Origin of the sequence: Bacillus sp. S3, from assembly GCF_005154805.1 — a bacterium.
Classification (GTDB): Bacteria; Bacillota; Bacilli; order Bacillales; family Cytobacillaceae; genus Neobacillus.
This window is the reverse complement of record NZ_CP039727.1, coordinates 4,384,603-4,408,445: the sequence shown is the minus strand read 5'-3', so window position 1 is coordinate 4,408,445 and position 23,843 is coordinate 4,384,603. Positions and strand designations below refer to the sequence as shown.

The 23,843-nt window shown below is 44.3% G+C and carries 22 protein-coding genes; 11 read left to right on the top strand and 11 right to left on the bottom strand.

The annotated features are described in order from the left end of the window. Window positions 1-117: 117 nt before the first annotated feature. Complete coding sequence (locus FAY30_RS21320; protein ID WP_149871752.1) at window positions 118-1,026, bottom strand: DMT family transporter; 909 nt, start codon at window positions 1,024-1,026, stop codon at window positions 118-120. A gap of 252 nt (window positions 1,027-1,278) precedes the next feature. Between FAY30_RS21320 and FAY30_RS21315 the strand changes: the two genes are divergently transcribed. Beyond that, entirely contained in the window at window positions 1,279-1,788 is a 510-nt protein-coding gene (locus FAY30_RS21315) for a VanZ family protein (protein WP_149871751.1), read from the top strand. A 46-nt stretch (window positions 1,789-1,834) separates the two neighbouring features. Here FAY30_RS21315 and FAY30_RS21310 read toward each other — a convergent pair whose 3' ends face one another. Together FAY30_RS21310 and FAY30_RS21305 are read right to left on the bottom strand one after the other, a co-directional pair. After that, on the bottom strand, window positions 1,835-2,347 hold the full coding sequence (locus FAY30_RS21310) for a hypothetical protein (protein WP_149871750.1): 513 nt from the start codon (window positions 2,345-2,347) through the stop codon (window positions 1,835-1,837). Further along, entirely contained in the window at window positions 2,347-2,817 is a 471-nt protein-coding gene (locus FAY30_RS21305; protein WP_149871749.1) for a hypothetical protein, read from the bottom strand. The genes FAY30_RS21310 and FAY30_RS21305 overlap by 1 nt, the downstream gene beginning before the upstream one ends. A 193-nt stretch (window positions 2,818-3,010) precedes the next feature. On the opposite strand from FAY30_RS21305, the gene galE (FAY30_RS21300) reads away from it, so the two are divergent. Both galE (FAY30_RS21300) and FAY30_RS21295 read left to right on the top strand, forming a co-directional pair. Then, a complete protein-coding gene (galE, locus tag FAY30_RS21300; protein ID WP_149871748.1) occupies window positions 3,011-4,039 on the top strand; it encodes a UDP-glucose 4-epimerase GalE in 1,029 nt (342 codons plus the stop codon). Window positions 4,040-4,054: 15 nt separating this feature from the next. Continuing rightward, the gene (locus FAY30_RS21295; RefSeq protein WP_149871747.1) at window positions 4,055-4,702 is read left to right on the top strand and encodes a hypothetical protein; all 648 of its coding nucleotides are present in this window, start codon (window positions 4,055-4,057) and stop codon (window positions 4,700-4,702) included. A 74-nt stretch (window positions 4,703-4,776) separates the two neighbouring features. On the opposite strand, the gene FAY30_RS21290 is transcribed toward FAY30_RS21295, so the two are convergent. The 5 genes from FAY30_RS21290 to glcD all read right to left on the bottom strand — a co-directional run bounded on the left by FAY30_RS21290 (window position 4,777) and on the right by glcD (window position 10,073). Further along, window positions 4,777-5,271 carry a protease inhibitor I9 family protein gene (locus tag FAY30_RS21290; protein ID WP_149871746.1) on the bottom strand — a complete coding sequence of 165 codons (495 nt, stop codon included), beginning with the start codon at window positions 5,269-5,271 and terminating at the stop codon, window positions 4,777-4,779. A 126-nt stretch (window positions 5,272-5,397) separates the two neighbouring features. Further along, window positions 5,398-6,609 (bottom strand): aminotransferase, encoded by a 1,212-nt coding sequence (locus tag FAY30_RS21285; protein WP_149871745.1) that lies wholly within the window; start codon window positions 6,607-6,609, stop codon window positions 5,398-5,400. After that, window positions 6,606-7,112: an Lrp/AsnC family transcriptional regulator gene (locus tag FAY30_RS21280; protein WP_149871744.1), complete on the bottom strand. Its 507-nt coding sequence runs from the start codon at window positions 7,110-7,112 to the stop codon at window positions 6,606-6,608. Before FAY30_RS21280 ends, FAY30_RS21285 begins: the two co-directional genes overlap by 4 nt. 229 nt (window positions 7,113-7,341) lie before the next feature. After that, complete coding sequence (locus FAY30_RS21275) at window positions 7,342-8,664, bottom strand: (Fe-S)-binding protein (protein ID WP_149871743.1); 1,323 nt, start codon at window positions 8,662-8,664, stop codon at window positions 7,342-7,344. Next, window positions 8,661-10,073: a glycolate oxidase subunit GlcD gene (gene glcD / locus FAY30_RS21270; RefSeq protein ID WP_149871742.1), complete on the bottom strand. Its 1,413-nt coding sequence runs from the start codon at window positions 10,071-10,073 to the stop codon at window positions 8,661-8,663. The genes FAY30_RS21275 and glcD overlap by 4 nt, the downstream gene beginning before the upstream one ends. A 110-nt stretch (window positions 10,074-10,183) precedes the next feature. On the opposite strand from glcD, the gene FAY30_RS21265 reads away from it, so the two are divergent. From FAY30_RS21265 to FAY30_RS21240, 6 genes are all read left to right on the top strand, one after another. Continuing rightward, window positions 10,184-11,050: a Cof-type HAD-IIB family hydrolase gene (locus FAY30_RS21265; protein WP_190284717.1), complete on the top strand. Its 867-nt coding sequence runs from the start codon at window positions 10,184-10,186 to the stop codon at window positions 11,048-11,050. Between the two features lie 135 nt (window positions 11,051-11,185). Then, the gene (gene murQ, locus FAY30_RS21260; protein ID WP_149871740.1) at window positions 11,186-12,094 is read left to right on the top strand and encodes an N-acetylmuramic acid 6-phosphate etherase; all 909 of its coding nucleotides are present in this window, start codon (window positions 11,186-11,188) and stop codon (window positions 12,092-12,094) included. A gap of 25 nt (window positions 12,095-12,119) precedes the next feature. Further along, window positions 12,120-12,974, top strand: coding sequence for a MurR/RpiR family transcriptional regulator (locus tag FAY30_RS21255; protein ID WP_149872807.1), 855 nt, complete (start codon window positions 12,120-12,122; stop codon window positions 12,972-12,974). A gap of 77 nt (window positions 12,975-13,051) precedes the next feature. Next, window positions 13,052-14,413: a PTS transporter subunit EIIC gene (locus FAY30_RS21250; protein ID WP_149871739.1), complete on the top strand. Its 1,362-nt coding sequence runs from the start codon at window positions 13,052-13,054 to the stop codon at window positions 14,411-14,413. Further along, window positions 14,410-15,417, top strand: a complete 1,008-nt coding sequence (locus FAY30_RS21245) for a MupG family TIM beta-alpha barrel fold protein (RefSeq protein WP_149871738.1) — start codon at window positions 14,410-14,412, stop codon at window positions 15,415-15,417. Before FAY30_RS21250 ends, FAY30_RS21245 begins: the two co-directional genes overlap by 4 nt. Before the next feature lie 139 nt (window positions 15,418-15,556). Then, window positions 15,557-17,539: a S9 family peptidase gene (locus FAY30_RS21240; RefSeq protein ID WP_149871737.1), complete on the top strand. Its 1,983-nt coding sequence runs from the start codon at window positions 15,557-15,559 to the stop codon at window positions 17,537-17,539. Between the two features lie 85 nt (window positions 17,540-17,624). Here the strand turns inward: FAY30_RS21240 and ilvB are convergent, their stop codons facing one another. Beyond that, window positions 17,625-19,310, bottom strand: coding sequence for a biosynthetic-type acetolactate synthase large subunit (ilvB, locus tag FAY30_RS21235; RefSeq protein ID WP_149871736.1), 1,686 nt, complete (start codon window positions 19,308-19,310; stop codon window positions 17,625-17,627). A gap of 179 nt (window positions 19,311-19,489) precedes the next feature. Here ilvB and FAY30_RS21230 point away from each other — a divergent pair, with 179 nt between their 5' ends. Then, window positions 19,490-20,755, top strand: a complete 1,266-nt coding sequence (locus tag FAY30_RS21230; RefSeq protein WP_149871735.1) for an MFS transporter — start codon at window positions 19,490-19,492, stop codon at window positions 20,753-20,755. A gap of 53 nt (window positions 20,756-20,808) precedes the next feature. Here FAY30_RS21230 and FAY30_RS21225 read toward each other — a convergent pair whose 3' ends face one another. Continuing rightward, window positions 20,809-22,110, bottom strand: a complete 1,302-nt coding sequence (locus FAY30_RS21225; RefSeq protein WP_149871734.1) for an NCS2 family permease — start codon at window positions 22,108-22,110, stop codon at window positions 20,809-20,811. Window positions 22,111-22,223: 113 nt separating this feature from the next. Next, window positions 22,224-22,637 (bottom strand): VanZ family protein, encoded by a 414-nt coding sequence (locus tag FAY30_RS21220; RefSeq protein WP_149871733.1) that lies wholly within the window; start codon window positions 22,635-22,637, stop codon window positions 22,224-22,226. A gap of 181 nt (window positions 22,638-22,818) precedes the next feature. On the opposite strand from FAY30_RS21220, the gene galE (FAY30_RS21215) reads away from it, so the two are divergent. Further along, entirely contained in the window at window positions 22,819-23,790 is a 972-nt protein-coding gene (gene galE, locus FAY30_RS21215; protein ID WP_149871732.1) for a UDP-glucose 4-epimerase GalE, read from the top strand. Window positions 23,791-23,843: the final 53 nt, after the last annotated feature.

Sequence of the window (23,843 nt, the reverse complement as noted above, 5' to 3'; positions counted from 1 at the left end):
ATTGTATTATTTCTAGCTTGATTATTTTGGAAAAAAATTAAAAATGAATACTTTTTCCTATAAGCAAAGGAAAAACGTCCTATAAAAACAGTCGCAAAAAAACCCCTTAGATTTGTTCTAGGGGGTTAGTGTCGATTCTTTTATTACTTTTGGTATAGGTTTGTGCTGCTGGCTTAGGAAGAAGAAGACGCCGAGCAGGACGAGGAGGCCGCCGGCAATCTGCCAGCTGACGAGACGCTCATTAAGTAATAGAAAGGCTAGTATCGTTGAGCCGACGGGTTCACCTAAAATACTCATCGAAATGGTTGTCGCATTGACGTAGTTTAATAGCCAGTTATTGATCACGTGGCTGACGGTTGGAACGGTAGCGAGTAACAGGAAGATGCCCCATTCCTTGCCGGGATAGCCGACAAGCTCAACCCCTGTTCCTACGTTATAGATGGTTAGTACAATAGAAGCAAAGAAAAAGACACAAAAGCTATAAAGCCAGTGCGATACTTTTTTCACAATGGTTTGCCCGATTAATAAGTAGCCAACCACCGCGATGACACTGAAAAACGAGAGCAAATCGCCCAAAATAGCATCTCTGCTCAACCCGAAATCGCCCCAGCCAATCATCATCGCTCCGATGATGGCAATGCCCATCGTCATCAATGCGGAAAGGGTGGTTCGTTCTTTAAAAAGTAAAAAGCCGCCAACCAGTGAGACAATCGGCTGCAAAGCTAGAATAATCGTGGAACTTGCGACCGTCGTTAACTTCAACGAGCCGAACCAAAGAACAAAGTGCATCGCTAAAAAGAAACCGGAAAAAAATAAAAAGCCCCAATCCTTTTTACTTATTTTTTTGAATTCCAAACGATTTTTCCATACGATTGGTATCATTAAAATGCTGGCAAACCACATCCGGTACATACTCAAAATGGAGGCCGGTGCATCCGACCATTTGACAAAAATTGCTGAAAAGGAAATGGCAATAATGGAGATGGTAAGTGGCATTACAATGGATTTTGAACCTTCCTGTTTCATCTTTTCCCCCTATCATGATGTCTCGAAACAGATCTTTTTCAATAAATAAAGATTTCGCCCTCGACTGTGATACTAATTATCTATTAAGTAGTATACTAGTTTATTTTGGGTGTCTCAATAAGATTAAATCGGTAACCAGTAATTGTTAGCCATGTTTATAAAAAAATAATACCATTCGGCGGCAGGGAAATTTGTGGTAAGATTTAAGAGTGAATTTTCCGGCTTGGTGCTGGATTAGGAAGGATCTATATTATGTCATTATTTAAAAAAATTGGTGCTATTTTGCCATGGATTATTGTCGCCCTTTGGATGGTTCTCATCTTTCATCTTTCAGCGCAGCCGGCAGTCCATTCCAATAAGCTTAGTAAGGGAGTAACGGAAGTTGTTGTTGAAATCGTGAAACGCGTAACGCCTAACTCGGATGTAAGCTTGGAGCGGTTCAATCATATTGTCAGGAAAAATGCCCATTTCTTCATTTATTTAATGCTTGCGATTTGGGTCTTTCATGCCTTGATAAAGAGTAAGATTTCCGGATTAAAGGGGTGGCTGCTTGCACTGGGAATCTGTATCCTTTACGCAATTACAGATGAGATTCATCAAATCTTTGTACCGGGCAGGGGTCCGCAGGCAAAGGATGTTTTCATAGACAGCGCGGGCGCGGTGGTTGGGCTCAGTCTCTATCAAGCAAGTTCCATGGTCTTAAAAAAATTAAAGCGTAAACGATTGTATCCAAAGATTTTCAGAATAAGAACAGAAAAATAGCCGAGTTCGATAGCAAAAGGCGGGAAATAAGTGTGAGCTAGTCTTTTCACTCTTGAGCTTGTTGATTTTTATATTTTTCAAACGTGCCTTTTATATATAGGAAGAAAAGCAGATAAATACTTAAGGTAATAAAATAAACAGGAATGGAATAGGAAAGCTTCCATCCAATGTAAGTAAAGATGTTAAACTTCAAGCTGAGGGCTTCTTCTCCAATGGCAATCAATACCCAGAGGAATATGTACCAAAATACCCCAGTCCTGCGAACGGACCACTTATCAAAGAAGTATACAAAGAAATACCCAAAAGGCGGGTAGAGAAACCAGGTGATGAGGTCGAACCATTCGTATGTTTCAACATCATTGATATCATATAAATTAAAGCTTAAGCCAGCTAAAATATGATCAAGGACCTGGACATACGTCATGCTAAACAAAAGCATGATTAAGGTGACCGTATGCGGGAATCTCTTCGGAAGCAAAAATATCAAGGTATACATGACGATTAGCGAAATGATGATAAACCATTCATTCCTATCGAATTGATCTGGAGATGGCAACATTACTGCTTCAACTCTTTCAAAACTAATTTTTGGAACAGCTTATGGACCGAATAGGTAACAACCCAAATCGAGAGCCATTGAACAAGGTCCATCCGCCAATTCCAGCTGCTATATTTCACTATCTTTAAATAATTGGTTAACCCTTCAAATGCTGTGATCGACAAAATAGTAAGGAGAGAGAACACTATTTTAACTGATTTTAAGCGAATCGTATGAATATGGTCTATATTCCAAGCAATCATCAGCGGGTATAATAGGATAAATGTGCAATAAAAGGAAAACTGGTCAGACAGATTCTTAGATAAATGAATGCGCTCAAGGTTTAACATGGCAATATCCATAATATTGCTGTCCAGATAAATCACAAGGATAATCATCATCGCCAGCTCAAGTGTAGTCAAATGTTTGGGCTTCACGGTAAAATATATGACGGCGATTAAACTAATGGTGGAAAAGATCATTAAAGGCATTGGTTAACTCCTTTTAAAGAGGGTCATTGTTTCGACTTGTGAAATAGTATGTCCAAAAATGCACAAATATTTAAACAGATCACTATTTTAACGAAACCCGGGTGTGGTGTATAATAATAGTCGAATAGTCAATTCTTGCAAAATAATAGGTAAATGTGCTCAGGAGAATGATAATGAAGGAGAAAAATAAATTATGTCTATATTAGTTACAGGCGGGGCCGGTTATATTGGCAGTCATACATGTATTGAATTGTTAGAGGCCGGATATGAAATAATCGTGCTTGATAATTATTCAAATAGTAAAGCGGAATCACTGCAGCGGGTAAAAGAGATTACGGGTAAGGACTTTCCGTTTTATGAAGTAGATTTGCTCGATAGGAATGACGTGCAGAAGGTATTTTCCGAAAATGAAATTGAGGCAGTGATTCATTTTGCCGGTTTAAAGGCGGTCGGTGAATCAGTATCGATTCCTCTTCATTATTATCATAACAACATTACAGGGACGCTCATTCTTTGTGAAGTGATGAAACAATTCGATGTGAAAAACCTTGTCTTTAGTTCATCGGCAACCGTATATGGGATGCCTGAACGGGTACCGATTTCAGAGGAATTCCCGCTGAGCGCCACCAATCCGTATGGACGGACGAAGCTGATGATTGAGGAAATTCTGCGGGATTTATATGTGGCAGATCACGGCTGGAGCATTGCTTTGCTCCGTTACTTTAACCCAATTGGTGCCCATGAAAGCGGGCGGATTGGCGAGGATCCAAACGGGATTCCCAATAATTTAATGCCGTTTATTACCCAAGTAGCCGTGGGAAAATTGCCAGAATTACAAGTGTTCGGCAGTGACTACCCAACCGTAGATGGATCTGGTGTGAGAGACTATATTCATGTTGTCGACCTTGCCCTTGGTCATTTAAAAGCCCTTGAAAAAGTCATGTCTGCAAATGGTGTCGAGGCATACAATCTTGGAACAGGAACAGGTTATAGCGTTTTAGAGATTGTTTCAGCGTTTGAAAAGGCGTCAGAAGTAAAGATTCCGCATAAAATTGTCGACAGAAGGCCAGGAGATGTGGCCGTCTGCTATGCTGACCCGGAAAAAGCAAAAAATGAACTTGGCTGGACTGCATCACGGGGAATTGAAGACATGTGCCGCGATTCCTGGAAGTGGCAGAAACACAATCCGAATGGGTACAGCAGCTGCCCCACACCGAACTAACAAGGAGAAACAGGAATGCCGAAAACGAAAGACGTCACCACACCATTTATATTTTTGAAAAAAGGAGCCAGACACCGGCAACAGGTAAGGCCTTTCTGGAAAATGAAAAGAGCGATATTAGGCATTCCATTGGTTATCATTCTAATCCTTGGTTTTGCAGGCTACAGGATTGGAATGAACCTGGCTTCGGAAAAAGTAGTCAAAGAATTAGCCACGCAAATCCCGGAAAAGGATATCCAGGACTTATTAGAGGATCCAACCGTTCAGAAAGAGATTGAAGATGAAGTCGGTTCTGAGAAAAAGGAAGAAATCCTGACTAAATATGCTGTTGTGTCTGCCACACCTGCCAAACCAAAGGAATCAACTGTGCCTGCAACAAAGGAAGCAAGTCAAACAACCCCAGTTGAATCAAAAGTGAGCACGCCAGCTCCTGTTAAAAATAAGCCGGGTCTAAACTTCAAATCGAGAGAAGATGTTCTAAAGTTCTTATTGTCCAAGTTTACTATGGGCGAGCTCAAAGATTTAGCGAAAAAGGCTGACGGCGGCATCACCCCTGAAGAGAAATCCGAGATTAAAGGGGTTGTTTTGCAGCGACTTTCACCAGAAGAATACAACGCCGTGAAGGTTTTTGCTATTATAGAATTAGGGAATCAGTCCCAATAACGGTTAAGAAGAACCAAGGCGATGCCTTGGTTCTTCTGATTTAATCAAGTAATTAACGGTCGTTTTATTTTACATTAAGACGGCTGCACGGGCGGGATATTCTTGATTTCCTTATTCGCGTAGATGGCTTCAATTTCAGCTGATTGCAGTAATGCTTGAATGGCACTAGCAGGCAGCTTTATGGCCACGCCGTTAAAAGCAGCAGTATAGGTGTGCTTGATCGTATAGGAAATTTGCCCGCCGTCTAAATATTTTTTTACATCGGCTTGAAATCGTTGATGGCTCTCCTTTACATCTCGTTCAGCCTGTTCTAGAGTTAGTGGCACACCTTGCATTTTTGCCAGCTCAACAGCTTCTCTCGCAGGTTTTGTTTTAAAATGAATGAGGACAGTAATTTCATCGTTACTATTCAAATCAATCTCCGGGTCAATATGGATATTTGTGGTCATAGCCACTTCCCCCCTCGTTGGTTTTTCTTTTTCCTTATGGTCTTGTAGAAAAATAACCAAGGCGCCTGCCATTACTGCCAGCAGACAGCCTGCCAGTATAAGCCTCCCTTTTTTCAGCATAACGTACCACCATTCCTTACATTAAAGATTCAGACTTAGTATTACTTCTTTAACCATATTCCAAAATCCTTTTTGTAGAGAAAATGAAAAGCCCCAGGTGAGCAATCATCACTTGGGGCCAATCTTTCAGCGAGTTTTCACTTTTTCGGACTGGCTTTCATAAGAAACGTCCTTTGATTCAATAAATCGTTTGATTCGTTTCATTGCCTCTTGCAGCTGCTCCATCGAGGTTGCGTAGGAGCAGCGGATATAGCCTTCCCCGCTGTCGCCGAATACATGGCCTGGCACGACGGCGACTTTTTCCTGCATTAACAGTTCCTCAGCAAATTGTTCGGAGCTTAGGCCGGTAGAGCGAATGGATGGAAAGACGTAAAAGGCGCCCCCGGGGGTGTGACATTCAAGCCCCATTTGATTGAGCGTCTGAACCACATAGTTCCGTCTGCGGCGATAACTGTTCCGCATTGATTCCACTTCATCATACGTATTACGAAGCGCCTCGATGGCACCGCGCTGGAGCATATTCGGCGCACACATCGTTGTATATTGGTGTATTTTAAGCATCACCTCGTAAAATTCCTTCGGTGCTGCCAGGAAACCAAGCCGCCAGCCCGTCATCGCAAAGCCCTTGGAAAAACCGTTAACTAATATCGTCCGCTCGTACATGCCTTTGATTGAGGCGAAACTGCAAAACTCCTCATCATAGGACAGTTCCGCATAAATTTCATCGGAGACGACAAGTAAATCGTACCTTTGAATGACTTCGGCAATTTCGATTAGGTCCGTTTTCGTCAACATACTGCCAGTCGGATTATTAGGCGAACACAACAAAATGGCTTTTGTTTTATTGGTAATGGCGGCCTCGATTTGTTGTGCGGTTACTTTAAATCCATTTGCCGGTGAAGTGGATACAGCAACTGGCTTTCCGCCGGCCATTGCTACCAATGGAGCGTATGAGACGAAGGCTGGTTCGACGATCAGCACTTCATCGCCTTGATTCAAAGTGGCGCGAAAGGCAAGATCAATTGCCTGGCTTGCTCCGATTGTCACAATAATTTGATTATTTGGGTCGTACTGAACGCCAAATCTTGTTACCAGGTAGTTCGTAATTTCTTCGCGTAATTCAAGTAAGCCAGGATTGGCGGTATAAGCGGTCATGCCTTGCTCCAACGATAAAATCGTTGCTTCGCGAATACTCCATGGCGTAATGAAATCCGGTTCACCGACACCTAAGGAAATGACGCCCTCCATGCTTGCTGCTAAATCGAAAAACTTCCTGATTCCGGAAGGCTGCAATTCTTTGGCTGTTTGGGAAAGATAGTGTTCGTATGGGTGTTTCATGGTGAAACCACCATTCTGCGGTCTTTATCATCATTGCCACTATTAAAATTGACGCCATCATGCTTGTACTTCTTCAACATGAAATGGGTAGTCGTGGACACAACATTTTCAATGGTTGATAATTTTTCTGAAACAAAGGCGGCGATTTGATTCATCGTTTTTCCTTCCACGGTAATCGACAAATCGTAAGCACCGGACATGAGATAAAGGGATGTTACTTCGGGAAAACGGGAGATTCTCTCGGCCACTTCATCGAATCCAACGCCGCGTTTCGGGGTAACCTTCACATCGATCATGGCAATAACGTTTTCCTGCCCCTCGACTTTGCTCCAGTTAATCAAGGTCGGGTAACTCATGATAATTTTTTCGTACTCTAATTTTTCAATCGTCTTTCTGACGGTTTCTTCGCTGCATAAAGCCATTAAAGCGATGGATTCTACCGGCAGTTTATGGTTCTCTTCAATAATTTTTAAAATCTCAATTTCTACGCTGCTAAGCTGCATAATGTGCTGCGGCCTCCTCAAACTTTCTTTATACGATAAGATGCGCCGCTAAACAGGGCGCTTTCGCTTTTCTTATTGCATATTGATGATTTTAATCCTATTTTAGGTGTCTGTCACGCTCTCTGCAAAAATTATTGAATTTTTTTGAAAACAGGTCGCCTTACCCCATAGTACTCCCTCAATAAAAAAGACTACCTAATAAAAGGCAGCCTCCAATCATAGTTTAGTCTTATTTCACCGCTTCTGCCAATAGATCGACGATATGCACAGCGCGCATTTTCCCAGACAAGCCCTCGCGTTCAATCCCAAGCTGCATTTGTAACAAACACCCGGGATTAGCAGTCACAATGGTCGCGGCATGCGTTTCCTTTGCCTGCTCCATTTTATAATCCAACATGACCATCGACATTTCAGATTCGACGATATTATAGATTCCGGCAGAACCGCAGCAGCGATCGGCCTCTTTCATTTCGATGTATTCGGCGCCTTTAATCGCTCTAAGCAATTCCCTTGGCGCCGACGCTGTCTTCATCACATTTCGTAAATGACAGGAATCCTGATAGGTGATCACTTGCGCCGGAAGCTCAAGCCGTACCTTTTTATGAAAATCAACCGTTGCTAATACTTCGGAAATGTCTTTTATTTTCCCCTTAAATGCCCCCGCCCGCTCGCGCCAATCCGGATCATCCTTGAGCAAATGATCGTAATCGACTAAAAACGCGCCGCAGCCTCCGGCGTTGGTTATGATAAAGTCAACGTCCAGCTCTTCGAAGGCAATAATATTTCGTTTGGCCAGCTTCTTCGCTTCTGTTTTTTCACCGCTGTGACCATGCAAAGCGCCGCAGCAGGTTTGATTCTTCGGAATCACAATCTCGCACCCCGCTAACTGCAGCAGCTTCATCGTGGCATCGTTTGTCTTCATGAACATCGTATCCATTAAACAGCCGCTGAAAAACGCAACCCGATGGACTTTTTTCGTCAAAGCCGGCAGCTGTTCAGGACGATGTTTCATTTCCTTCAACGTCGGCACTGCCGGCAGGATTTTTTCCATTGTCGCTAAGCTTTCAGGCAGCAGGCCTAAAAAGCCAATTTTTCTGGCAAGTGTCTGAACCCCGGAGCGCTGATAGAAACCAAGCATCCCAACCGTCCAGCGCATCCGTTCAGGGTGGGGAAATAGTCCCTCAAAAACGGTTTTTCTAACGACCCTAACCGGTAAGGAATGCTTCTTATTTTGATTTATAATGTCCCGTGCATCCTCCAATAAATGACCATAATTGACTCCGGAAGGGCAAACAGGTTCACAAGCCCGGCAGCCGAGGCATAATTCAAGCGAGCGCTCAAAATCCTCATCCGGCTCAATCATTCCGTCGACTACTGCTTTCATAAGCGCAATTCTTCCCCGGGGAGAATGCGATTCCTTATAACCCGATTCAATATAAGTAGGGCAGGTGGGCAGACAAAAGCCGCAGCGCATACAGTTTAACAATTCATCCTCGTTCATCCGTACTTTAAATTGTTCTTGGATTTTCTCTTGTTCTTGTACCGTTGTCATCTTGTCACCACCACGCGTTTCTTGCTGTCTTTGGCAAAAACTTTCCCTGGATTCATGATGTTATTCGGATCAAATGCCTGTTTAATCGCTTTCATTGCCGCGATGCCCTCTGCCTTCAGCTTCCACTCAAGATACGGGGCCTTCATAGCACCGACGCCGTGTTCCCCGGTAATGGTTCCGCCTAACTCAATGGCCTTATCAAAAATTTCCGCAAACGCCTTTTCAACGCGTTCCATTTCTTCGTGATTTCTGGCATCAGTTGCACACGTTGGGTGGAGGTTTCCGTCCCCAGCGTGGCCAAAGGTACAAATCGTCAGTTGATATTTTTCGGTAATCTCATTAATCGCTTTCACCATATTGGCAATTTCCGACCTTGGCACGGTTGCATCCTCCAATATTGTTGTCGGTTTCAAACGGGCGACGGCAGAAAGAGCAGCGCGCCGGGCGGTTCTTAACGCATCAGCTTCTTCCTCTGTAGCAGCTACTTGTATGGATACGGCATTTTCCTGTTTGCACACGTCAGCGATTTTCTTCATATCGCTTTCGACAACTTCCACAGGACCATCCTGCTCGATTAGCAGCACCGCTTGAACATTGGTCGGCAGACCGATTTGTGCAAAATCTTCGACCACCTGTAGTGTCGGCTGATCTAGGAACTCAAGGGTGGTCGGAATGATTTTATTGGCAATAATCTTGGAAACGGATTTTGCCGCTGCGTTAAGGTCTTGATAGAGTGCAAGCATGGTCTTTCGCGTTTCCGGCATCGGAATCAGTTTCAAAGTCGCTTCTGTAATAATGCCAAGTGTTCCTTCTGAACCGACAAACAGCCTTGTCAAATCATAACCGGCAACATCCTTTGCCAGCTTTCCGCCAGTGCGGATAATATCGCCGTTTGGCATGACCGCCTCGAGACCAATCACATAATCGCGTGTCACGCCATATTTGAGACCACGCAAACCGCCGGAATTCTCATTAATATTGCCGCCAATGGTCGAGATCTTCATCGAGCTTGGATCAGGAGGATAAAACAGCCCCTTTTCCTCGATCGCATGAATCATATCCAGCGTGATAACACCTGGCTGAACAGTGATTGTCAAGTTTTCTTCGTCAATTTCCAGGATGTTGTTCATATGTTTAAAAAGAAGGACAATTCCGCCTTCCGTTGGGCATGTACCGGCACAAAGGTTGGTGCCGGAGCCGCGCGGTACAATCGGCACCTTATATTCGTTACAAACCTTCAGGATTTCGGAAACTTCCTGAGTATTGCGCGGGCTGACGACAGCATCCGGCATTGATTGAAAGTTTGGCGTCGCATCATAGGAGTAAACTAACCGTTCTGTTTTGGAATCAGCGAAATTTTCCTTGGTTACAATAGATAGCAGTTTTTCTTTTATTTCAGGTGAAAGCATTGCAGTTCCCCCTCTTCATTTTTTTCTAACGTGTGTATAGTAAGTTTTGAAATATTATTTCAGTAAATATATAATTATTATAAAATATTAATTCAAAAGGGGCAATACTATTGAAATACTCACTTTTAGCGACTGATTTAGACGGCACCTTATTAAACGATGAAAAAGAGATTGATGTGGAAACGATTGAAGCGATTCAAGAATACCGCAGCCAAGGAGGGAGGGTGGTAATTTGCAGCGGCCGATCCCCGCTTTCAACAAAATGGATTGCGCGGACGATCGGCCTGGAGGGAGAGCCGATCATTGCCTACAATGGCGCCATTCTACTAGATGAGACGGGAGAAATCAGCGAGCAGGCTATTTTTCAGCACGAACCCCTGTTACTTTTCTGGGAATTATGTGAAGCGGAAGGGATCTACGCCCATTTTTATGAAGGAGATACTTTGCTTGTACCGGCTGTGAATAAATGGAATGAGAATTGGATTGAAAATAATATTCCGGCACTGGAAAAATCAGGCGCTAGTCCCGCCTCTTGTGAAACGGTTCGAAAATACTGCCAGGTCAAGGTCATCGATCATTTTTATCAATATATGAAAGAACAGCAACCGAAAATTACGAAAATCGCGGTCTTTGATGACGGTGATCGACTTGCTGAATTTTCAAAACGGATTGCCGAACAGGTAGGAGGGGACATGGAAATCAGCAGCAGTTTCAATTTCCTTAATTTAGAGATTTCCCCAAGCGGGGTCACTAAGGCATCTGCGCTGTTAAAACTGATCGAACAGCATGGAATTCCTATCACGCAAACCGCCGCTATTGGCGACAATTATAATGATTCACTTATGCTTTCGATGGCAGGCCTCGGGATTGCGATGGGAAATGCACCGGAAAAGGTGAAACTGCTGGCGGATCATGTGACAGGGAATAATAATGAAGCAGGGGTGGCGGCGGCCATTCGCCGTTATTTGCTTGATTGATGTAAAAAATAATTGCTCTGAAATATAATTTTAATTTTTTTACAAAAATATTGAATTATCATTTCAGTCGTCATATAATAAAACTACAGAAATCGCTTACAGCTAAGAAATGATCAACAGGAGGACAACAAACCAATGGAAGAAAACCTGGAATTATTAACAACGGAATCCCGCAACGAACATTCGATGCAAATTGATACAGCAACTCCAAGCGACATTTTACGGATTATGAATGAGCAGGATCAAATGGTGGCATTAGCCGTAAAGGAAGTATTACCGGATATTGAGGCAGCAGTGCAATTTGTCTTTACTTCCTTTCAAAACGGAGGGCGTCTGATTTATTTAGGGGCAGGCACGAGCGGCCGTTTAGGAGTACTGGACGCCGTTGAATGTCCACCGACCTTCAGCACGGACCCTGAAATGGTTCAAGGCCTTATGGCCGGGGGCGAAGGGGCCTTCATTAAAGCAGTCGAGGGTGCGGAAGACAATCCGGAGCTCGGTATCAGCGATTTGAAGGCATTGGAATTGACAAAAAATGATACCGTCATCGGCATCGCTGCCAGCGGCCGGACGCCTTATGTGATTGGGGCTCTCCGCTATGCACGCAGCATCGGCGCGAAAACAGTCGCACTTTCTTGTAATATGAATGCGACAATTAGTAAGGAAGCAGATCAAGCAATCGAGGTGATTGTCGGTCCTGAAGTGCTAACCGGCTCGACTCGCTTGAAATCAGGTACCGCCCATAAAATGGTTTTGAATATGATTTCCACTTCATCCATGATTCTGTTAGGAAAAGCCTACGATAATTTAATGGTGGATGTCCGTGTGAGCAATCAAAAATTGAAGGAGCGGGCGATTGGCATCATCCGCAAAGTCACCGGAGTTTCGTATGAAAACGCACTGGAAACACTAGAAAATGCGGATCTGCAAGTGAAAACGGCGATTGTCATGATCAAGACGAATACATCGAAGCAAGAAGCAGAACGATTATTAACAGAGGCAAATGGTTATGTGAAAAAGGCAATCCAAAAAGTTGAAAAATGAGTCAGATGAAAAGGTGGTTTTGGGCGTGGCAGCAGGCGGTTTAAAAATGATTCAAAATATGCTGGAACAGCTTCCGGCTTCTGAACGGAAAATTGCGGAGTTTATTCTTGAATATCCGCAATCGATTTTAAACAGTACCGTCAATGACATCGGGGTTCAAGCAGGTACAAGTGGAGCGGCCGTTATCCGGCTGTGCAAATCCTTGGGCTTAACCGGATTTCAAGATTTAAAAGTGAGAATTGCCGGGGACTTAGTGAAGCCTGTCGAGCAAGGCTATCGTGACATTGAACCGGGTGAATCCTTTTTCTCAATCGTTCAGAAGACAACAAGCAACAGTATCCAAAGTATCCGGGATTCGGAAGAAATCATCAATTATGATGAGTTGCAGCGTGCTGTTCAAACCTTGCTGCCCGCGCAAAATGTTCATTTTTTTGGCATTGGCGCTTCTAATATTATCGCGAAGGATGCCCAGCAGAAATTCCTTCGCATTCATAAAAATGCAACCGCTTTTACAGATACGCATCTTGTCGCGACGCTGATTGCGAATGCGAATCAGGATGATGTCGTGTTCGGCATTTCGCACTCCGGGGAAACAGAGGAGATAATTAAGGTGATGACGTTAGCGAAAGAGCGGGGCGTCAAAACGATTAGTTTAACAAAATACGGGCAATCCACTGTCTCATCCCTTGCGGATATTAAGCTGTTTACCGCTTATTCCGGGGAGGCGCCGTTTCGCAGTGCAGCCACTTCATCGCGTCTTGCGCAGTTATATATTATTGATATTTTATTTTTATCGATGGCCACTGTTCAATATGACAAAACGATTCACTCGATTGACAAAACACGGGAAGCCATCCGATTTATCAAAGAAGGTAAGTAATTGCAGGGGGTGATGCGGACACCATTCCGTTTCATTTTTTTAAAAAATAAATTACATCAGAGAGAAGGGGAAATAGCATGGCTGGAGAGAATAAACAATTAGCCGAAAAGATTCTGGAACAATTAGGCGGGGCTGCGAATATTGGCAATTACACACATTGTATGACAAGACTTCGTGTGACACCGAATGATGAGTCGAAGGTTAACAAGGCGGCTATTAAGAAAATTGATGGGGTACTTGGGGTTGTAGAGGAAGAGACGCTGCAAATTATTATTGGCCCAGGAAAGGTTAATAAAGTAACAGAAGAGTTTGGGAAATTAATAGACGCTGCCGGCGGGATTGATTTAAAAGCGAAAGCAGCAAGCACCAAGGCTGAAATCAACAAAAAGAATGCGACACCATTTAAGCTGTTTTTACGAAAAATCTCTAGTATTTTCATTCCGTTAATCCCTGCCCTTGTGGCATCCGGATTGATTACCGGGATCACAAAAGCAATTATTCAAGCTGGATGGCTGGCTGGAGATTCTCAGTTAGCGACGATTTTATCGGTTATTGGCGGCGGGTTATTCGGTTATCTCGGTATTTTAGTTGGTATGAATGCGGCGAAGGAGTTTGGCGGTTCGCCGGCACTTGGGGCGATTGCTGGTATTTTGATCATTAACCCGGCCGTTGCAGGCATCCATTTGTTTGGTGCAGATTTACTTCCTGGACGCGGTGGTTTAATTGGCGTATTGTTTGCTGCCATCTTTATCGCTCTTGTAGAAAAACGAGTACGCAAATTTGTTCCAACGTCTCTTGATCTTTTCGTCACACCAACGGTTGCTTTATTGGTTACTGGTATTGTTACTTATCTTGTATTTATGCCGCTTGGTGGTTTCGTTTCAGATATTATCACAAAAGGATTAACTTCTTTACTTGATATGGGCGGTGTTGTGGCAGGATTTGTTCTCGGAGCAACCTTCCTTCCGCTTGTTGTAACTGGATTACATCAAGGTCTAACACCTATCCACTTAGAATTAATTAATACAATTGGTGATGACCCGCTTCTGCCAATCTTAGCAATGGGCGGCGCAGGTCAAGTAGGTGCAGCGTTTGCCATCTATCTAAAAACAAAGAAAACGCGTTTAAAAAGAGCCATTGGCGGTGGTCTGCCAGCAGGAATTCTTGGAATTGGTGAGCCGTTAATTTTCGGTGTTACCCTTCCCCTCGGTCGTCCGTTCTTAACAGCATGTTTAGGTGCTGGTGTCGGTGGTGCGTTCCAAGCTGCATTTGGAATCGCAACGGTCGCAATCGGCGTATCTGGATTACCACTTGCGTTCCTTGTGGTAACAGGTCAAGTTCTCCTTTATTTAGTAGGGGTATTAATTGCCTATGGAGCAGGATTCTTATTCACTTATTTATTCGGTTTCAAAGATGAGATGGCCGGTGAATTTGATTGATCGGGATTTCATTCTATCTAAATGATCCGTTAGCAGAAGAACGGATTGCACTGGCAGGAAAAATGGGTGTGAAGCGGGCGTTTACCTCGCTTCACATTCCCGAAGAGTCCGGAGATTTAGCAGCTCGAGCGAAAAAACTGCTGCAAACGGCAAAGGAAACTGGAATAGAAGTGTACGCGGATGTATCGCTGCGAACACCTGCCCATTTGGGATTGGATAGCTTGTTTGAGCTAAAAGCTTTAGGGGTAATGGGCTTGCGGTTGGATGATTTTTTTGCCCATGAAACGATTTTGTCCCTTTCGAAGGATTTCAAGCTAGCTTTGAATGCCAGTATTTTATTTGAAGAGGATATACGCGCCTTGCTTGATGGCGGTTTGGAGGCAGGTCAGCTGCTGGCCTGGCATAATTTCTATCCCCGGATTGAAACCGGATTAGCTGAACTCTTTTTTCAAACGCAGAATGACCTTTTTGCACGTTTTGGTATTCCGGTTTGTGCCTATATTCCAGGTGACGGAGAGAAACGCGGCCCGTTGTTCGAAGGGCTGCCGACACTGGAGAGCCATCGTGGTGTTGATCCATATAGAGCGGCGCTGGAACTGTTCTCGGCGGGAGTTGAAGATGTATATATCGGCGACCCGGAAGCAAGTGCAGCTCTTTTTGAAAAATTAATCGATTTTGACCGTCATCGGCGGGTTGCCCTTCGAGTGGAAGGATTCGAAGAGGGGGAGTTCCGGCTTCGTCCTGATTTTTCCCGTGACGTTCTTCGGCTGACGGATACGAGAAGTGCTGGGGCGGTGGTTCCTGAGAATACTTGGACACGTCCTTTTGGCACGATTACGAGAGACAATGACCGCTATGGCAGGTATCGCGGTGAAGTGCAGATTACGATTCGTGATCTAGCTGCCGATGAACGAGTGAATGTGGTCGGAAGGGTTGCAGAGGAGGATCTGCCGCTGCTTGCCCTCCTTCAGCCAGGTCAAAAAGTAAAACTCATACAGGTCTAAAACAGGCAAACTGCCCTTATCATATTGATGGGGCAGTTTTTTTATTGCAGCGTGCCGCTTAGATTAAAAAATGAAAGGAAAAATCCTTCTAGTGTCGAAATACTTTAGTGTAGGAGTTTTTGAATAGGGGGCCAGCAAGATGGAAGTAACTAGAGGAGTCGTGTCAGAAGATTTATATCAATTCACATCAGTGGTCAACCCGTTGTTTGCACCTGATGGACAGTCATTTGTGTACATGCGGACAACGATTGACAAAGAGTCAGATGAGTATCAAGCGCATTTATTTTTCCAAAAGGCTGAAAAAGGAGCTGAACCGGTTCAATGGACGTTCGGCAAAGGGAAGAATCATTCGCCGCGATGGTCACCGAATGGGAAAGAGCTTGCGTTTGTCTCCAACCGAAGCGGAAAGAATCAAATTTATGTTTTAAGTGTAAACGGAGGTGAAGCTAGGCAGTTAACGTTTCTTGCAAGCGGGGTAAGCAGCCCTGTCTGGTCACCAGATGGAAAGAAGTTGGCTTTCACTACTTCATTGAAATCCAGTCAAACTATTTTTGATGAAGAAGAGGAGAAAAAAGAGGAGAAGCCGGTACCGCTGGAAGTAACAAAGATGAAATATAAATCGGACTCCGCCGGATTTTTGCAGGGGCATTTCAAGCAGGTTGCCGTGGTGGATGTGAAAAGCGGGGAGCTGACACAGCTTACGGCTGAAGGCTATGATGTGAACCTATATGATTGGTCACCGGACGGGAAATATCTCGCTGTTGGTGCAAATCCAACAGAAGATGCCGATTTATCATTTACATATGATGTCTTTCTTTTGGAGATGGCCAAAAAAGAATTAATCCCTGTGACGGATGGGCAAGGTGTTTTTTATCATGCCGGATTTTCACCGGACGGTAAGCATCTTGGATTAATTGGACATAAACGGGAATTTGAAAATGCAACCCTTCCAGAGATTTGGCTTTACCAGCTTGCAGATGGTAAAATGTCTTGTTTGACCTCCGGCTGGGACGTTGCTGTGGGCGACTTCTTGTCCGGCGACTTCCATCAGGGAGCGGTCACCCCAGGGTTAATTTGGAAGGACGATAGTCAAGGTGTTTACTTTATTGCCACAGAGCAAGGGAATACCAATCTTTATTTTGTAGATGCAGCTGGCGGCGGAATTCAGCCGGTGCTTGCCGGGGAGCAGGATGTGTATGGTTTAACAATTCACTCTGCTTCGGATAAGGCGATTACTGCCATCAGTACGCCAACAGATATTGGCGACTTGTACTTGTTTTCATTAACGGATGCATCGAAGCGGGAAAAGCTAACGACGTGCAATGTGCTTGAAGAAATGGAATTTTCCAAACCTGAATCCATTGAATTTGAAGGCGCAAACGGCTGGAAGGTTCATGGCTGGCTGATGAAGCCGATTGGGTTTGAAGAAGGGAAAAAATACCCGCTGATCCTTGAAATTCACGGCGGCCCGCATATGATGTACGGCAATACCTATATGAATGAGTTTCAAATTCTAGCGGGGCAAGGGTTTGCTGTTTTGTACGTGAACCCCAGGGGCAGTCATGGATATGGCCAGGAGTTTGTTGATGCGGTTCGCGGTGATTACGGCGGCGGCGACTATCAGGATGTGATGCTGGCGGTTGATTATGTGCTGAACCAGTATGATTTTATAGATGAAAAGCGGCTAGGGGTAACCGGTGGAAGCTATGGCGGCTTCATGACAAACTGGATTGTCGGCCATACAAATCGCTTTAAAGCAGCAGTTACACAGCGCTCAATCTCTAACTGGATTAGTTTTTACGGGGTCAGTGATATCGGCTATTATTTCACGGAATGGCAGATTGCGGCTGACTTGAATGATGTGCCAACCCTTTGGAAGCATTCTCCGCTTGCTTATGTGGAAAATGTAGAGACACCACTGCTGATTCTACATAGTGAGAAGGATTACCGCTGCCCTATTGAACAGGCCGAGCAATTGTTTATCGCGTTAAAGCGGTTAGGGAAGAAGACGAAATTCATTCGATTCCCGGAAGAAAACCACGAACTCTCAAGAAGCGGAAAGCCAAGCCTGCGCAAAAGCCGGCTCGATTACATTGCAAACTGGTTCCGCGAATACCTTTAAATGGAAAACGGTGCCTGACACCATTCTGGTGTCAGGCACCGTTTTTAACGTGGCAATAGGATATGAGGAGCTCCTGATATTTTTCTTACCGCGATAAGATGATTTGATGATTGCTGTGGTTGGGCGGGACGATTGGGTAGACGTTCTCTTCTTCGACGACGTCAAATTCCAACAGGGCAGGTCCGGTGTGATGAAATGCCTTTGCAATTACTTTCCGAGCTTCTTCTTCAGATCCCGCTCTATATCCCGCCACTCCATAGGCCTCCGCTAACTGGGCGAAATTTGGCGACGACATTTTAACCGATGAATACCGGCCATTATAAAATAGCTCCTGCCATTGGCGCACCATCCCAAGATAGCCATTATTCAAGATGATTATTTTAATAGGCGGCTGGTACTTTACGGCCGTCATCAATTCTTGCAGATTCATTTGAAAGCTGCCATCCCCTGAAACACAAATGACCGGTTTTCCCGGGCACGTTGCAGCGGCACCAATCGCCGCCGGCAGACCATACCCCATTGTCCCTAAACCACCGGATGTCAGCAGTGTTCTCGGATTGGAAAAGGCATAATGATGGGCAGTCCAAATTTGATGCTGGCCGACATCTGTGACGACAATTGTGTCCTCATCGGCATGTTTATTCAGCATTTGAATGATTGACTGAGGGCTTAATGCACTTTTAGACTTGTCAAAGCGCGGGACAGTCCGCTTCCAATCTATGGCCTCATTTGTCCAAATTTCTGTGTTCTCCTTAATTAGCTGGTAGTCCAATTGAGTCTTTAACTCGCTGAGAAACTCCCTTGCATCACTGACAATCGGCAGATCAACCGGAATGATTTTGTTGATTTCCGCAGGGTCAATGTCGATATGAATTTTTTTCGATTTAGGCGAGAAACCGCTGATTTTCCCTGTTACCCGGTCACTGAATCGTGCCCCGATACAAATTAATAAATCACAATGATGGACAGCTTTATTAGCGGCAAAGGTCCCGTGCATACCAAGCATACCCAAGTATAAAGGATTGGCGGCATCCATCGCACCAATCCCCAGCAAGGAACTGACGACAGGAATGCGTGACTGTTCCACCAACTCTTTTAAATGCCCGGCTCCACCTGATGAAATGATACCGCCGCCAATCAATAAAACTGGTTTTCTGGCAGTTTCGATATACTCTTTTGCAAGCTGAAGTGATTTTTCTTGTTTCCTCGCATTTACCGTTGTTTGCTTGGATGTGTGGTGCCCCTGTCCCTCTTTCCGATTTACCATGAGTGTGGAATCTGCAGTCAATTCAACTAACACAGGGCCAGGTCTTCCATTTGCGGCAAACGATAATGCATCTTGAAGAATGACGGAAAGATCATCAAAGTCGCTGAGTGCAAAGGCATGCTTCGTAATCGGCATCGTGAGTCCTGAAATATTTAATTCTTGCCATGCCTGCGATTTGAGGGAGCTTTGATTCCGCAGCCCAGCGATAATGACGAGTGGTACAGAATCGCTATAGGCAGTCGCGATTCCGGTAATGCCGTTGGTGATACCTGATGCAGTTTGGATTAGTACAACCCCCGGTTTTCCTGTTGCCCGGGCATAACCGTCCGCAGCGTGGACAGCTGCTTGTTCATGCTTTAATTGAAAGTAACGAATATTTTCATTTTTTGTGAGAGTCATTGTTTCTTGGCAGAGATTGCTGCTGCCAAACACAACATCCACTCCAAGCAATTTTAGCGAATCAAACAACCCTTCCATATCTGTATTTTCTTGTATCCAATTCATATGTTCACCTGATTTCCAATTTTCTAATATTTTAAATTATCAGAAATAGTTTGTATGTGTAATAAATCACAACCATGAAATATTTTTTGATGAAAACATTTACATAATATAAACGGTCATTTCCTAAATGAAAAATAGCGTATAATGGAAAGAATAAAAGCTAACGGGAGTAGAGGTTCTTGGAGAAACAAAATAGCAGGTATAGATGGGTTGTTTTTGCTACGGTATTGTTTGCATATTTTTTAATTGTGAGTCAACGAACAGCCCCGGGATTAATTTCGGATCAATTAATGAAGGAATTCAGCCTCACTGCAGCTGTCATCGGATTACTGACAAGTATACAGTTTTTGGCCTATTCCGGTTTTCAAGTGCCAATTGGGATTTTATCAGACCGTTTCGGCCCCAACCTATTTCTGATTGTTGGTGCGCTGCTTAATGGAATTGGTACACTCATGTACAGTCTTGCTCCGAATGAATATGTGCTCCTTTTTGCCAGGTTTTTGGTGGGAACGGGGGATGCGGCCATATGGGTCAATTTGGTGATTATTTTAAGCCAGTGGTTTAAAGTAAGAGAATTTATTGGGTTGCTCGGTTTTGCAGGAATGTCCGGCAGCTTTGGCTTTTTGCTTGCCACGGTTCCTTTTTCTGCATGGATTGCCAAAGCAGGATGGCGGGCTCCATTTTTAACATCCGGGATTGTGTTATGTCTGTGCGGCATCCTCCTCTATTATGTGCTTGAGCGGAAGCCAAAGCAGCTGTTTCCGCAGGATGCTCCTATTAAGGCGAAACAGAAGAAAACACAGGAAAAAACGCGGGTAATCTTACGCCGGGTTTTTACCCATCGCCAGGCATGGGCGACATTCCTATGCCATTTTGGTGTTGTCGGTACGTATGTGGGCTTCATCGGTTCATGGGCAGTTCCATATGGGATGCATGTATATGATATGTCGAGGTCGGATGCGAGTCAGCTCATCATGATAGGTCTTTTCGGTGCGATTGTCGGTGCGCCGCTGACCAGCTGGATTTCCAGTCGCTTGGGGTCGATTAAACGTCCCTATTTGATTGTGCATTTGTTTGTTTTTATCAGCTGGATGGGCTTTCTATTTTTTAGCGGCAAGCCGCCATATATAATGCTTGTGATCATCTTTTTACTCATAGGGTATGGAAATGGCGCCAGTTCATTGACGTTTGCTGTAGTAAGGAATTCGTTTGAAATGAAAGAGGTCGGTGTGGTTTCAGGGTTTGCCAATATGGGCGGTTTTCTGAGTGCCGTCCTCCTGCCAAGTATGTTTGGTAAGGTATTAGATTATTTTCATTCCTCAACTGTTGGTTACCGTTACGGATTTATGATTCCTGTTGTGTTCTCACTGGTAGGAATCATTGGCGGGATCTTAATAAAGGAAGAGAGGCAGGAAGCAAAGCAGCCGAGTGAAGCAGTCGTTTAGCAGGAGATAGAAAAAATGGTCCATCTCGTTTTGATCGCGAGATGGACCATTTTTTAATGTTGTAAAAAAGCAAGTTGAATAAAGAACAATACCGCAAAAACGTATACGAGTGGATGGACTTCACGCCATTTGCCTTTTGTGATTTTTAATAGCGGGAAGCTAATAAAACCAAGTGCAATCCCCGTTGCAATGCTCGAGGTGAGCGGCATACTTAAAACCGTTAAAAATGCCGGGAACGCTTCATCAAGTTCATTCCAGCGGATTTTGGCGATACTGCCCATCATCAGGCTGCCGACGATGATCAAAGCCGGTGCCGTAATCGCTGCAATTCCGGACACAGCACTGACGAGCGGGCCGAAGAAAGCTGAAACGATGAATAATCCAGCAACCGTGAGCGAGGTTAAACCTGTCCGGCCACCGGCAGCGACACCTGAAGTTGATTCAATAAAGGCCGTTGTCGGGCTTGTCCCAAACATGGCACCGACCGCTGTCGCTAGTGAATCTGAGAGCAATGCCTGACGGGCGCGCGGCAATTTGTCTCCTTTCATTAAACCAGCTTGGTTGGCGACTCCGATCATCGTACCGGTCGTGTCAAAAATGGTGACAAGGATAAAGGAAAACACGACTGCGTAAAGGCTGTGCTGGACTACGTCAGTCAATGCCATGATGGGATTAGCAACCATCAGCCCCTCCGGAAGGGAAGGCAGGGACATGAACCCTTTATCAAAAGAAAGCTGACCGGTAAAATAGGCAACCAGACCAGTAACAATCATCCCGAAAAATAAGGCGCCATTCACTCTTAGTGCCATTAAAATAAGTGTGACGGCAAGACCGACAATCGCTAAAATGGCTTCCGGGGAATGGAGATCGCCCAATCCGACAAGATTGGACGGGTGTGCAGTAATGATTTTCGTCTGGCGCAGGCCGATAAAGGCGATAAATAATCCGATTCCTGCAGTAATTCCGTGCTTAAGATTTTCCGGGATTGCTTCAATTAATTTTTCCCGAAATGGTGTTAACGATAAGATAACAAAAATAATACCGGCAATGAAAACGGCGGCAAAGGCGGTTTGGTAGCTGATGCCTTGGTGACTGCCGACAACAGAATAGGCGAAGTAGGCGTTCAGGCCCATACCCGGTGCGATGGCGATTGGGTAATTGGCGAAAAGCGCCATCCAAAGGGTCCCGACCAAAGCGGCGATGATGGTGGCCGAAAAAACCTGCTCGAATGGAACACCGGCATCCGCAAGAATGACCGGGTTTACCACAACGATATACACCATGGTAAAAAAGGTCGTAATCCCCGCCATCAGTTCCGTTTTTGTATTTGTCTGATTTTCTTTGAGTTTAAACATAGAGGTCCTCCGAAACACGAATGTTTTTTTTTATAACTTAATTATATTATTCGCTTTTGGCTGGATTTTCAATAGGCATATTATATTTTGCTCTAATATTGGGGTGCTTACCCTCATGCTGATTTATCAAATTGGGTGCGACGCGAGAAACTGCTCACCCCGACAGCCAAAAGGACACCGATCCCATCAATACCGATATCAAATAGTCTCCCATCCCGAGTGAAATATAATTGAAGAAACTCGGTTAATGCTGCATAGGAGGTAGCTATGATTAGGGCGAGCATTCTCGATTGGAATTTCGTGTGCAGTAAAAAGGTGAAAATAAAAAATGCAGTCAAATGTCCCAACTTTTGCAGCAGGAAATGTCCGCTTAAAGCAGCAGGCAGCGGGAACAAAAGCTCAGCAAAATGTGGACGGCTATCCCATTCAAACCCAATCACCCCGAATTCAATCAGACTATGAAAACTCGCCGTACAAGTAAAAATAAAAATCACAACACCCCAAACCAAAATCAACAAACCCCTCATAACACCACCACCTTAACCCCATTCTAAACGTAAAAAACATGCATTATACCTTAATGGTGCCTGACACCCTTTATAATCTAGGTAGTAGGGAAATATTAGTAAGCATTCACTGTGCGCGATTTTTGGTGTGTAATGTTATAATGGAATGCGTGAATAAAATTCTTTCGAAGGGGAAATGAGTATGATTCTCGTCGTTGGCGGAGCTGGCTATATTGGCAGCCATCTTGTTAAGGAATTAGTTGAAAAAGAAGAGGTCGTTGTGCTCGATAATTTGTCAACGGGGCACCGCGAGGCCGTAGATAGCCGGGCCATCTTTGTCAAAGGAGATCTCGGCAATGAGGACGATCTCCATATGGTCTTCAGAAGTTATCCGATTAAAGCCGTGATGCACTTTGCTGCCTATAGCTTAGTCGGGGAGTCTGTTATTGATCCTTTAAAGTATTATCAAAATAACGTTGCCTCCACTTTAACACTGTTAAAAGTCATGTTGAAATTTAAGGTGAAAAAATTTATTTTCTCCTCTACTGCAGCTACATATGGAATTCCTGATGTTGAACTTATTGATGAAACAAGTGCCACTGCACCGATTAATCCGTATGGTCAATCCAAGTTAATGGTAGAGCAGATTCTCGCAGACTTTTCAAAATCCTACGGGTTGAATTATGTGGTGCTGCGCTACTTTAATGCAGCCGGTGCCCATGGATCAGCAAGGATTGGTGAAAGTCATGACCCTGAAACACATTTAATTCCTATTGTCCTACAACAGCTGTTAGGCCAGCGTGAAAAAGTCGCTGTCTTTGGCTCGGATTATGATACACCGGACGGTACGTGTATCCGGGATTATATTCATGTGACTGATTTAGCAAACGCCCATATCTATGCACTTGAGGCCTTGCTGTCAGGGAAGAAGTCGGCTGAGACATATAATCTTGGCAACGGACTTGGCTATTCTGTTAAGGAAGTTATTGAAACATGTGAAAAGGTAACAGGAGTGAAGGCAAACGTGGAAATGGCCGACCGCCGTGCGGGTGATCCGGCCCGCCTTGTTGCATCTTCCCATAAGATTTACTCCGAATTAGGCTGGCAAGCCGAACGGAATTTAGAAAAAATTATTGCTGATGCCTGGAAATGGCACCAGAAACAAACCTATTAAATCAAACCAAAAGCAATGCACTGTCAAACAAAGACGGCGCATTGCTTTTATTT